15 protein-coding genes are annotated in these 11,520 nt (G+C 63.2%); 11 read left to right on the forward strand and 4 right to left on the reverse strand.

The genetic code is table 11. From position 1 onward, the window contains the following. The first annotated feature begins 46 nt into the window (after window positions 1-46). The 10 genes from CLU92_RS07935 to CLU92_RS07980 all read left to right on the forward strand — a co-directional run bounded on the left by CLU92_RS07935 (window position 47) and on the right by CLU92_RS07980 (window position 7,273). Entirely contained in the window at window positions 47-1,720 is a 1,674-nt protein-coding gene (locus CLU92_RS07935; protein ID WP_101481430.1) for a DUF6138 family protein, read from the forward strand. A gap of 97 nt (window positions 1,721-1,817) precedes the next feature. Next, window positions 1,818-2,498, forward strand: coding sequence for a hypothetical protein (locus CLU92_RS07940; protein WP_101481431.1), 681 nt, complete (start codon window positions 1,818-1,820; stop codon window positions 2,496-2,498). 25 nt (window positions 2,499-2,523) lie between these two features. After that, entirely contained in the window at window positions 2,524-2,850 is a 327-nt protein-coding gene (locus CLU92_RS07945) for a hypothetical protein (RefSeq protein ID WP_101481432.1), read from the forward strand. A 115-nt stretch (window positions 2,851-2,965) separates the two neighbouring features. Further along, window positions 2,966-3,607 carry a hypothetical protein gene (locus CLU92_RS07950; protein WP_101481433.1) on the forward strand — a complete coding sequence of 214 codons (642 nt, stop codon included), beginning with the start codon at window positions 2,966-2,968 and terminating at the stop codon, window positions 3,605-3,607. Between the two features lie 85 nt (window positions 3,608-3,692). Continuing rightward, window positions 3,693-4,553 (forward strand): alpha/beta hydrolase, encoded by an 861-nt coding sequence (locus CLU92_RS07955; RefSeq protein WP_101481434.1) that lies wholly within the window; start codon window positions 3,693-3,695, stop codon window positions 4,551-4,553. A gap of 91 nt (window positions 4,554-4,644) precedes the next feature. Next, window positions 4,645-5,499, forward strand: a complete 855-nt coding sequence (locus CLU92_RS07960) for an undecaprenyl-diphosphate phosphatase (RefSeq protein ID WP_101481435.1) — start codon at window positions 4,645-4,647, stop codon at window positions 5,497-5,499. A 60-nt stretch (window positions 5,500-5,559) separates the two neighbouring features. Beyond that, on the forward strand, window positions 5,560-6,129 hold the full coding sequence (gene mntP / locus CLU92_RS07965) for a manganese efflux pump MntP (RefSeq protein ID WP_101481436.1): 570 nt from the start codon (window positions 5,560-5,562) through the stop codon (window positions 6,127-6,129). A gap of 106 nt (window positions 6,130-6,235) precedes the next feature. Continuing rightward, window positions 6,236-6,442, forward strand: a complete 207-nt coding sequence (locus CLU92_RS07970) for a hypothetical protein (RefSeq protein WP_133991234.1) — start codon at window positions 6,236-6,238, stop codon at window positions 6,440-6,442. A 226-nt stretch (window positions 6,443-6,668) separates the two neighbouring features. Then, window positions 6,669-6,974 (forward strand): hypothetical protein, encoded by a 306-nt coding sequence (locus tag CLU92_RS07975; RefSeq protein WP_101481438.1) that lies wholly within the window; start codon window positions 6,669-6,671, stop codon window positions 6,972-6,974. Between the two features lie 56 nt (window positions 6,975-7,030). After that, the gene (locus CLU92_RS07980; RefSeq protein ID WP_101481439.1) at window positions 7,031-7,273 is read left to right on the forward strand and encodes a hypothetical protein; all 243 of its coding nucleotides are present in this window, start codon (window positions 7,031-7,033) and stop codon (window positions 7,271-7,273) included. A 7-nt stretch (window positions 7,274-7,280) separates the two neighbouring features. Here the strand turns inward: CLU92_RS07980 and CLU92_RS07985 are convergent, their stop codons facing one another. Continuing rightward, the gene (locus CLU92_RS07985) at window positions 7,281-7,502 is read right to left on the reverse strand and encodes a hypothetical protein (protein ID WP_101481440.1); all 222 of its coding nucleotides are present in this window, start codon (window positions 7,500-7,502) and stop codon (window positions 7,281-7,283) included. Window positions 7,503-7,621: 119 nt separating this feature from the next. On the opposite strand from CLU92_RS07985, the gene CLU92_RS07990 reads away from it, so the two are divergent. Further along, window positions 7,622-8,362 (forward strand): SOS response-associated peptidase, encoded by a 741-nt coding sequence (locus tag CLU92_RS07990; protein WP_257561023.1) that lies wholly within the window; start codon window positions 7,622-7,624, stop codon window positions 8,360-8,362. Here CLU92_RS07990 and CLU92_RS07995 read toward each other — a convergent pair. The 3 genes from CLU92_RS07995 to CLU92_RS08005 are packed head-to-tail and all read right to left on the reverse strand — an operon-like array spanning window position 8,359 to window position 11,429. Then, window positions 8,359-9,537: a DUF418 domain-containing protein gene (locus tag CLU92_RS07995; RefSeq protein ID WP_101481441.1), complete on the reverse strand. Its 1,179-nt coding sequence runs from the start codon at window positions 9,535-9,537 to the stop codon at window positions 8,359-8,361. The genes CLU92_RS07990 and CLU92_RS07995 overlap by 4 nt on opposite strands. Window positions 9,538-9,551: 14 nt before the next feature. Continuing rightward, window positions 9,552-10,469, reverse strand: a complete 918-nt coding sequence (ldcA, locus tag CLU92_RS08000) for a muramoyltetrapeptide carboxypeptidase (RefSeq protein ID WP_101481442.1) — start codon at window positions 10,467-10,469, stop codon at window positions 9,552-9,554. Between the two features lie 42 nt (window positions 10,470-10,511). Continuing rightward, on the reverse strand, window positions 10,512-11,429 hold the full coding sequence (locus CLU92_RS08005; protein WP_101481443.1) for an alpha/beta fold hydrolase: 918 nt from the start codon (window positions 11,427-11,429) through the stop codon (window positions 10,512-10,514). Between the last annotated feature and the right edge of the window lie 91 nt (window positions 11,430-11,520).

Genomic DNA, 11,520 nt, shown 5'->3' on the forward strand with positions numbered 1-11,520 from the left:
GCCGGTGGCGCTGTCACGCGCAAAGCAGGGAAAGACGACGATATTGATGAGTACACTTGTAGAGCTGGCAACACAGGAAATGACGGCAGCCATTGACGCCTGGTTCGATGAGCGCCTGCAGCGCACCGACCTGGAGCAATCCGTCAAGCGCACGACCTTGCAAGCGGGCATCTTCAATGACTTGATGCTCGACTACAAGCCAGGGCGCGCGATCGCCGACGATCTCGACCTGGGTTTCGATGACGACGACGCGCGCCCCAGGACGCCGGCCCGCCTTGACGATGCGCAAATACGCGAGGCTGTCGCGCCACAACTGACGGCGCTGGTGCAAGCCCGCCTGGCGCCGCTGGTGGACACGCCGATGATCGACTATCGTTTCACCTGCCGCAGCAAGTTCCAGACGGCGCAGGGCATGCTGCACCTGACGTTGCTGGAATACGTCAACGAGGATAAACGCCAGGCCTTGCTGGAAAACATACACGCGTACATTGAGCAAAAGCTCACGCATGGCAAGCATCCGACGAAGCCGCTGGAAACGTTCTTCCTGGCGCGCCACCTGCTCGACCCGCAACTGTTCCCGCAGCTCGACGTGGCCTGGAGCATCGCCCAATACGAACGCATCCAGGCCTTGAGCAAGACCCAGCCGGAGGCTCTGGCCAAGCACCGTGCCGACATCATCCGCGCCATCACGCAATGGGCGGAAAACGTTTTCCTCCCGCAATTTTATGACAGCGCGCTATCCGCCTACCGCGCCACGGAATACACCTTGAAAACGGGTGCGGCGCCCGATGCACAGGCGCTGCAGCCGATCGACCTGCTGCTGTATGGCGCCGTCATGATCCTGCGCCACGAACCGAGCTACGCCAAATCCAGGGGCCTCAAATTCCTGGACATCGCGCGCGAACTGGGCAGCGAACGGGCCGTGCGCATGCTCAAGGAGGGCAGCGGCACCTTCCCCGATGCCGACATCCACCTGAAAAATGCGCTGCTGGAATGCCGTGCCAACGATGTGTTTGCCACCATCAGCATCAATATCGCCAGGGAAGAGGAAGACGCGTATGCGCAGACGCTGGCATTCATCACGCATTTGCTGCAAAACGGTTTCCCGAAAAGCTACCAGATCAAGCTCAAGTCCAAGGTGAAGGAATATCTTCCCTTGAAAGGCCTGGCCAGGTCCGATACGCACCGCTTCTTTGCCAACGCCCTCGCCTATGCATCCCTGCGGCCGCAACTGGAAGCGTATGCGCGCGCGGCCATCGAAGAATTCGAGTTCTATGCCGACACGGAAGGCGAAAAGAACTGCATGCCCGGCAGCTATGCCACGTTTGGCCTGGGCCTGCTCGACGTGCGCTATTTCCCCCTGGTGCAGCACTACATGGCCAACGTCGACGAAGAGCACCAGTCCGTACAGGATCAGTTCACGGCCGCCTTTGCCGAGCGACATGGCGTCACGGGCGACTCCATTGCCGTGCTGGCGGCGTGCCTGCGCGCATGCACGGATAACGCAAAAGTCAGGATCCAGGCAGAACTGGAAGAGGTGGAGAAACTGGAGCTGTTCTGCCAGCAACTGCAGGGGCTGGAAGGCTATCTGGTGGAGCACATGCTGTATCCGGTCTGGGGCAAGCTGGAAAAACTGGCGGCCTTGGCGCGCAAGGCGGAAGGCCGGCGCAAGGAGCTGTTGCTGGGCTTGCTGGCAGCGGCGAGCAAGGCGCACACCTAAAGTGCGCAACGTTATGACTTTCGCCATATATAATGCGCGCGCCAGAGTTGCTGTAAAGCATCTTTTGGCGCCTGACATTGAATCGTGGAGAAAATACATGCACAAGCAATTCCCTGCCGCCAGACTGCTGGCCGCCACCTTCGCCGCTGCACTGATGCAGCCCGCCATCGCCGCCGAAGCACCAGCCGTGGAGCTGGCACCGGTCGAGGTGGCCAATCTGTATATCAAGACCATCATCAACCACGATGAAGCCAGCGTCGCCAAGCTCAACGCCTACCTGCGCCCCACCCGCCTTGCGGGCCAACAGAGCGCCGAATACGCTTCGTACAGCGGCTTGAAGGAAACGGACGCCAAGTTTCCAAAGGAAACCGGCAAGCTGATCGCCGACCTGTTCCCCGCCACCATGCGCGCAGCCGTGACGCCGGCGGCCGAACTGCTGGCCGCCAATGTCATCGCCGCCAAGAATGGCGCCGCCTGCCAGGCCATCAAGGCAGATCCGGTGACGGTGGAAAACGGCATGCAGACGGCTGCCGTCAGCTTCGAATGCCAGGTCGTCAAGGTGCCCGTGGCATGGGCGGCTGCGGCCCAGCAACTGGCGAAGAGCAGCTGCAAGGTCGAGCAATGCACGGCCGGCCTGCAAAAGATCGCCGCCACCTACACCAGCACACCGAAGCAGACCTGGCGCGCCGTGTTTGCCGTCAGCCGCGAAAAGAACTCGGAAGCCTGGCGCAACGATTTCGCGCGCGAAACCTTCGATGAAATCTGGGAATACCTGTAATCCTGGCGTCGTTTAGAATGACTGGATGAACAAATTCACTCCGGCACCACAGCCCGCAGGTCTGGCCTTGCTGCGCCTGCTCGACCCCGACCATGTGGAAGGCGCGGTGGCCAAGCAGGCGCTGGCGCAAGACTTGCCTGCCCTGCACGGCAAGCAATTGCTGGCGCTGCTGCGCCGGCTGCGCGCCGCGCAATCCAACCAGCAGAATTATGCAGGCGCCAGTCCAGCGCAAGCCGAGCAGCAGTTCGGCGCCGCCATCGCCGCCGTCAAGGCGGAGCTGGCCACGCGCCCGCACATTCTCAACAAGCAAGAATCCAGGGCGCTGCGCCAGGCGGCGGCAAAAAAGCGTTGATCGAGGCGCAAGCCGGCTGCCAGCAATGCCATCCCTTGGCCAAACGTGAGGGCAAGCACGCCTGGCCCCTCCTATAATCGGAAGATCTCCTGTTTCCGCTATTGAAAGGCGCCCCATGTCAACACGATTTTCCCGTCACGTAGCCGGCTGCGCCATCCTTGCTGTCTCCGGCCTGGCCGCCATGCAGGCGGCCCATGCCCTGGAGACGGGCCCCATCGACGCGCGCGCCGTGTGGCAGGAACGTTCGTTGTCGGCCTGCCGCAGCGAGCAATCGCACAGCGCGCCCGACGTCTGCCTGCTGCGCACCATGCAGCGCTCCGGCGCGCGCCCGCAAGCCCTCGCCGCCGCCAGGATGCTGGTCAAGGCGAACAAGGCGGGCTTCATCTCCGCCTGGCGCCCGCTGGGCAAGGCGGCCCTGGCCACCGTCACCTATCCTTTCCGCGCCAACACGAATGAAGGCAGCTTGCTGATCGGCAGCGATGGCGCCGCCATCGACGTCGACGAGGACACCGTGCGCGAGGAAGACCGCGCCACACCGGCCTGGCGCGCGTTTGCCGCCGCCCACCCGGACGCCGTGCCGTTTGCCCCCGCCGATTTTGTCGGCAGCACGGCCACCGACGATGGCGGCCAGCGCCTGCTGTTTTCCACGCCCCTGAAGAGCTGCCATGCCTGCGCCGACGATGGGGCCCTGCTGATCGCCTATACGGTGGACAAGGCCGGTATCGTGCGCGAACGGGAAATCTTGACGATCAAGTAAGACTGCATAAAAGTTAAGATAAAATTGCTTGATGGAATGTCTATACGCGTACATGCCATCTATCCACTACTTATCACGGGAAAACATGCGCCGCTCTCGCCTTGCACTGCACTTCACTGCCGCCCTGCTGCTGTCCAGCTCCTTCCCTCTCGCCATTGCGGCGCCCACCGCTACCGCCAGCGCGGCCACACCGCTCGTCATTGGCGAAACTTTCAGCATCGATTCGCAGGCGCTGAAGGAAAAGCGCCACATCAATGTGTACCTGGCGCGCGCCTGGGATACGCCGCCCGACGCGCCATTGCCCGTGCTGTACATGCCGGACGGCGGCGTGGCCGAAGACTTTTTACACGTCGCCGGCTTGCTGCAAGTATCGGTAGCCAACGGCACCATGCGTCCCTTCATGCTGGTCGGCATGCAAAACACGCAGCGCCGGCGCGACCTGACGGGGCCAACGGACAATGCGGAAGACCGCAAAATCGCCCCCGTGGTGGGTGGCGCGTCCGCTTACCGGGCCTTCATCCGCGATGAACTGATGCCGGAAGTCAAACGGCGCTACCGCACGACAGGCGAAACGGCCATCGTCGGCGAGTCGCTGGCGGGCCTGTTCGTGGTGGAAACGTATTTACTGGAACCGCAACTGTTCGACCATTACCTGGCGTTCGATCCCAGCCTGTGGTGGAACCATGGCGCACTGCCGCGCCAGGCGGCGGCCCTGCTGGCCAAGGGCAAGCCAGGCAAGCACAGCCTGTACCTGGCATCCAGCAGCGAAGCGGGCATCGCCGTCGAAGTGCAGCGCCTGTCGCAAGTGCTGGAAAAACAGGCGCCGCCCGGCTTGCAATGGCATCTGGAAAAGATGCCGGAAGAAAGTCATGGCACGATCTATCACCCGGCCGCGCTGAAGGCTTTCCGCGCCGTCTTCAAGCCGCAAGTAGCGGCCAAGCCGTAAACATGGACAAACTGTAATCTGGCGCAGGGCCTGCCCGCCGTCACTGGCGGGTAAAATCGTCGGCCCCTCCCCCGCCTGAGTCCCGATACCCATGAGCTTTTTGCAATTGTTTATTCTTTCCATCGTCCAGGGCTTCGCCGAACTGCTGCCCGTCTCCAGTTCCGCCCACGTCATCATGGCGGAAAAATGGATGGGCCTGGACCCCACGTCACCGGAGCTGACCATGCTGCTGGTGATGCTGCACACGGGCACGATGTTCGCCGTCATCGTGTATTTCTGGAAATCCTGGCGCGCCACGTATTTCAGCTCGGCCGCCGCCTTCCGCAGCAATGTGCTGCTGCTTGTCGCCGCCACCGCCCTGACGGGCATGGTCGGCTTCGGCTTGCTGAAGGGCATTACCCACATCATGAGCAAGGATGCGCCTGGCTTTGAAATCGAGCACCTGTTCGGCAACGCGAAACTGATGGCTGCCGCGCTGGCCGCTGCCGGCGTGCTGATCATCGTCTCCTCGCGCCAGCAAGCGCGCCAGCATGGCAGCTTATCCTTCGGCAAGGCCATGGTGATCGGCGCCGTGCAAGGCCTGTGCCTGCCCTTCCGGGGATTTTCCCGTTCGGGCGCCACCATTTCCGCCGGCATCGCCATGGGCGTGCCGCAACGCCGCGCAGAAGAATTCAGCTTTGCCCTGGCTGTGGTGCTGACGCCAGCCGTGCTGATCAAGGAAGGCTGGCGCTTTTACCAGGCCGTGGCAAATGGCAGCCTGGACCATCTGGAACACGGTAACAGCCTGATGCGCCTGCTCGGCCCCAGCCTGCTGGGCATGCTGCTATCCTTTCTGGCCGGCTTGCTGGCGCTGCGCTGGCTGTCTCGCTGGCTGGAACAGGGCCGCTGGCATTTCTTTGGCGCCTATTGCCTGTTTGCCGCCTTGGTGGTGCTGTACGTAGGGTAAAATTGCCGGGTTTGTAATTTGCAACTCACCATCCCAGCCAGGTTTTACCGAAAGCCAACGATGAATTTCGCCGCCACCGCCGCCCTCTCCCTTGCCATGTCCACCGATGCCTTCGCGGCCGCCGTGGGCAAGGGCGCCGCCCTGCACAAGCCGCAATGGCGCGAGGCGCTGCGCACTGGCCTGATCTTTGGCGTCATCGAAGCCATCACGCCCGTCATCGGCTGGGCCCTGGGCAGCGTGGCCGCACCCTATGTGGAAGCGTGGGACCACTGGATCGCCTTCAGCCTGCTGGGCATCATCGGCCTGTTGATGATACGCAATGCCCTCTCCGACGCCGACGAGGACGAAGCGCCGGCCCAGTCGCACTCGTTCTGGGTGCTGGCTGTTACCGGCCTGGCCACCAGCATCGATGCGATGGTGGTAGGCGCGGGCCTGGCCTTGCTGGGCGCCAACATTGTCGTCACGGCCGCCGCCATCGGCTTTTCCACCTTCGTCATGGTCACCCTGGGCGTGATGCTGGGCCGCGTGCTGGGCACGGTGGCGGGCCGGCGCGCCGAACTGGTGGGTGGCCTGGTGCTGATCATCATCGGCTGCGTGATTTTATACGAGCATATCGGCCATCCGGCCTGACGATGGGCCGACCAACGGGCGCGCACGACATACGTGCGGGCATGGACGACGGCGCGCTTTGTGCTACATTCATTACTCTGCATTTATGTCTCGCAAGGTGACCATCATGGAAACTCTGGAGCTTATTTTTGCCTCGCTGGTGCGCGAAACGGCCGAGTCAATACGCGAGCACCACGTCCCTTTCGCCATCAGACAGGACGAGCGCGCCTATTTCGAGTGGATGGACGGGCACCCGATCAATGGCTATATCCAGGAAGCGTATCGGGAGATCGAGGAAACGGCCCAGCAGATCCGCGCCATTCGCGCTGGGTGAGGACGGCTGGCCAGATCGGCTGCGCGGAGCACCTTGCGGCTGGCGATGCTCACCGTACTTTTAATACACTTCTCAGCCTCAAATCAGCGCCGCTCGCTACGCTTGCGACTGGCGTCGATGCGCTAGTTGAACCCTGGCTGACAGTATTGATGCAAATCAAAGACTCGACCGTTCGATGCGCGTAAAAAGGTCTGGGCCACGACAAACAGGTCTGGAGGCGGGAGATATGGATCAGCTACAAAAACACCAGATCAGCGGCTATGAATTTCATGTGGCGGGGGCGCTGGAGAAGGATGGGCGCTATCGGGGCATGATTTTGATCAGCAAGCGCGGCGATACGCTGCAGGTGTATGCCAAGCCCGTGCTGATTGAAACGTCCAGCAGCTTCAAGTCCGTGCATGCAGCCCTGATCGAGGCATCGGCGTACGCCCAGGAACTCATCTATAGCGGCGCCATCACGGCGCTGCTGCCCGCCGATGCGCCGGCCGGCGGCAAGCAGGCCCAACAGCCGCCCGACCTGGTCGGCAATTAACGCGGCGCAAGGAGCGGCGCGTATAATCGCGTTCCCCTTGCTAAGAGTGCTTCACCATGGAATTTGTAAATTTGCCGCTGGTCTTCCTGGTCGGCTGCGCGCTGATCGCCTTGCTGGCCAAGAAGAATGGCTACTCGTGGTACCTGTTTTTCTTCGCGATTGCCGTGCCTGCGCCCCTGTTGCTGCTGGCCTTGCCGCATATGCTGGGCGTGGAGACCGCTTCGCTGACCTCCGTACGTCTGGGCGCGGCCCTGCTATTCCCGATTGCAGGCCTGTTGCTGGCCCTGCGCAAGCGCTAAAGCCGTTTCAGCGTACCGGCACGCCATCGGCGAGGCTCCAGCCCATCGACAGAGCCACTTGCTGCGCCTCTTTTTCATTGCTGCAATCGTCATAGTCGCAGGTGTCCGCATACGCGCCGCACGCCTGGTTCTGGCTGACATACGAACCGACCCAGCGGCCATCGCGGCGCTGGCTGGCCGTGGCGCTGATGGTAAAACCTTTGTGGATGGTGGGATTTTCAAACGACATGATTCCTCCGATGCTAAAAGCGTCAGCCATCTGACTGGCCTCCACTGTGCGCCACATCCCGCCCGCAGTCTGTACGTTGGCCCACACCCACGCCAGGCGCGCGCCAGCCCGCGTGCGCCATGGCGATCGGGTATGATTTCGCCATGTGTGGACGATTCGATCAAAATGACACGGCGCGCGTGCTGGCGTCTTCCTTCGGCTGGACCGACGCGGTGTTCGACAGCGAGGCTGAGCCGCACCTGAACGTCTCGCCCGGCACCTACCGGCCCGTGATGCATGTCGAGGACGGCGTGCAGCGGGTCGACGACGTCTTCTGGGGTTACCGCCCGGCCTGGGCCGCACAGGCCGTGCCCGCGCCCGGCAAGAAAAAAATCCCCATCGCCATCAATGCGCGCCTGGAAAAACTCGCTGGTGCCTACTGGAAACCCTTGCTGCGTGCAGGGCGCGGTATCGTCTGTGTGTCGGGCTGGTACGAATGGACGGGAGAAAAAGGCAGCAAACAGCCCTGGCACATCCACCGCCGCGACCGAGCGCCACTGTTCCTGCTGGCGCTGGCCCATTTCGGCCCCTGGAAGTTCAGCCGCGAGGACGCAGGTTTCGTGCTGGTGACGGCCGACAGCCTCGGTGGCATGGTCGACATCCACGACCGCCGACCCGTCGCCGTCAGCCGGGAAGACGCGCACCGCTGGCTCGAGCCGGCGCTCATTCCCGAGCAAGCACTGCACTTGGCACGCAGCTGCATGCTCGATACGGCGTTATTCGAATGGCATGCTGTGGATAATCCGCTCGTGCCCGCTGCCAGGGCCAAGGCGCCGCCAGCGGCTGCGGCGCAAGGCGCGTTTGACTGGGGAACGGATTAAGGCAGGCGCGCCAGCCTGCGCCACAGCGCCTCCATCGGTCCCTGGCGGAAGTATTGCAGCCAGTAACGGCTGAACAGCACCTGCCCCGCCATGATCACTACCGCCAGTCCCAGCATCTCGGCGGGACGCAAACGGGCGCCCCATCCCAGGCCCGGTCCCTGCAGCAGCCAGGTACCGATCAAGGATTGCAGCAAATAATTGCTCAGCGCCATGCGTCCCACGGGCGCCAGCCACGCGCCCAGCCAGCGCAGCATGAAGGGGCCGGCCAGCATCAGCGCCGCCACATAGCCGGCCGCCAGCACAGGGCCACCCGCGAACAGGCCCACTTCGAACAGGGCCGTATCGAAAACGGTTTGATACGGATCAGCCACTTGCCACGCGATGGCGCCCGCCGCCAGCAGGCTGAACGGCAAACCCACGCCCAGTCCGACGGCACACACGCGGCGCCACAGGCGCTGGTGGCGCTGCGGCTGCGTCAGCCAACCGAAACGCACGGACAAGATGCCCAGCAAGAACAGCACGATAATATGCGGCAGCATGACAGCGGCGTACAGCAAGGAGACGAGAAAATCGTTGGCGCGCAGCCTGGCCACGGCCCACGCGCCACCTTGCGTGTAGATGGCATAGCGGTCCGCAAAGTCTTGCAGGTCGCGCGCGATATCCGGCGCGCCGCCCTGCTGGCCCACGGGAATCAACAGGCACAGGAATAGCAGGAAGCCGGCGGCCACCAGCCAGGCGCGGTTGCGCACGCGGCTGAGCCTGACTGACGCCAGCGGCAGGATCAGCATGCCGGCGACGGCATACGAAGTCAGCACGTCGCCGCTCCAGATGCAGAAACCGTGCAGCAGGCCGAATGCCAGCAGCCAGCGCAAACGGCGTCGATAAGCTGTTTGCGCCGCCTCCCAGCTGCCCAGCTGGCGTTTCAGGGAACGCGTCTGCAGGGCAAAGCCGGCGCCAAACAAAAAGGCAAAGATGGGATAAAACTTGAATTGCGCCAGCGCCGCCACCGCGAAGATGGTGAGCTGGTCCAGCACGGGCGGCTGCGCCGGCAAGGTGCCGTAGCGCAAGGAAATCGTGCCCCAGGCAAAGCCCCAGATATTCACCAGCAAGATGCCAAACACGGCGATGCCGCGCAGCACATCGAGCTGCAGCAACCTGCCGGGCTTGGCGGTCACGGCGCTGAGGGCGTTCAGAGGCGCGCCAAGGTGGGGTAATCGGTCACCGTCAGGCTGAAACCGGACGCATCCGACTGCAGCCGCGCGTGGCCACCGAACGGCAAGGTGACGCGGCGGCGGATGTGGCCGAATTCGAGTCCCGTCAGCACGGGCACGGGCAGACGCTCGCGCACGTAGGCCAGCATGGCGTCGAAATCGTAGCCCTTATCCATGGGGCTCAGTTTATAGGCGGAAAAATCACCGAGCACGATCGCATGCTGGCGCTGGAGCACGCCCGCGTGCAGCAATTGCAGCAGCATGCGCTCGACCCGGTACGGGTGTTCGTTGACGTCTTCCAGGAACAGGATGCCGCCGTCGATCTCCGGGAAATACGGCGTGCCCAGCAAATGCACCAGCATGGCCAGGTTGCCGCCCCACAACTTGCCTTGCAGCTCGACCTGCGGATTGCCCGCCGCCGTGCCCGTGATCGTATGCGTGGGGCCGGCCAGGCACGACCACAGTTGATCGAGCGTAAATTGCTCTGGCTCGTCGCGGGTAAAATCGTCGCAGAGCATGGGGCCGGCGAAGCTGGCACGGCCCGTCCTGGCCAATAAGCCCATGTGGAAAGCCGTGAAGTCGCTGTAGCCGACAAACAGCTTGCCACTGGCGGCCATGGCGCTAAAGTCGATGTCGGGCAGGATGCGGCTGATACCGTAACTGCCGCGCAACGCGATCACCACCTGCACGTCCGGGTCCGCGGCCGCCGCGTTCAGCTGCGCCAGGCGGCCCGCATCTGTGCCACCGAAGCGCTGGAATGTGTGTTCGGGGTCGTAGTAACTGTGGACGGTGGCCCCTTGTGCCTGCAAGCGGGCGATGCCGCGCGCCACGGCCGCTTCATCGGGCGCGCAACCGCCCGGCGCCACAATGGCGATGCCAATCTCAGGTGTCTTCAAAATATATCGGGCTAATCAAGTGGTGGGCGCGCCTGCTTACTTTCAAGCTGGCTGGGAGCGCATCTGGGGCGCCATCTTACCTTGCAGATGCACATCGATCAAGGCGAGCAGGCGCTCGATCAGCTGGGGCGGCATATCGTGCCCCATGCCCTCGATCACTTCCAGCCGGGCGCCCGGGATCAGCGCCGCCGTATCGATGCCGCAGGCGACGGGTATCAATGGGTCGGCCGCGCCATGGATCACCAGCGCCGGACAGCTGATGCTCGGCAGCAAGGCCGTGCGTTCGCCCGAAGCGGCAATCGCCACCATCTGTCGCGCCACGCCTTCCGGGCAACTGCCCCGCTGCAGCGCCGCTTCGATGCGCTGGTACAGCAGTTTTTCCGAGACGGGATAGGCGGGACTGCCGATGACGCGCACGGTGGCGGCCATGTGCGCCATCAATTCGGCGCGGCTGGCATTGCGCTTCGGACGTTGCAACAAGGCGTTGCGCGCCGCCCGCGTGGGGCCGGGCAAGCCGCGCCGGCCGCTGCTCGACATGATGGAGGTCAGGCTCAGCACCTGCTGCGGCGCGCGCGCCGCCATCACTTGCGCGATCATGCCGCCCATCGAGACGCCGATCACGTGTGCCTGGGCAATACGCAGGGCCGTCAGCAAGCCCAGCGCATCGTCCGCCATGTCATCGAGGGTGTAGGAAGTTTTCAGGGGCCAGCCGATGAGGTTTTTCACGTAGGCGAGCGGCAGATACGGCTTGCCTCCCAGCGCCATCTTGCTCGACAGGCCGCTGTCGCGGTTGTCGAAACGCAGCACCCGAAACCCTTGCTCGACGATGCCTTCGACGAAGTCCGCCGGCCAGGCGATCAGTTGCATGCCCAGGCCCATGACCAGCAGCACGCACGGATCGTCCGGGTTGCCGTGGCTTTCATACGCTATGCTGAGGCCGTTCGCCATGATGGTTGCCATGATTGCCTCTCTTCAGGAACCAGCACGCAGGCACGATCGCTGCGGCCTTGGACTCAGCATACCACTATTGTGATCTTGCCATCGTGACTCA

This window comes from Janthinobacterium sp. 61 (assembly GCF_002846335.1).
Lineage (GTDB): Bacteria > Pseudomonadota > Gammaproteobacteria > Burkholderiales > Burkholderiaceae_D > Janthinobacterium.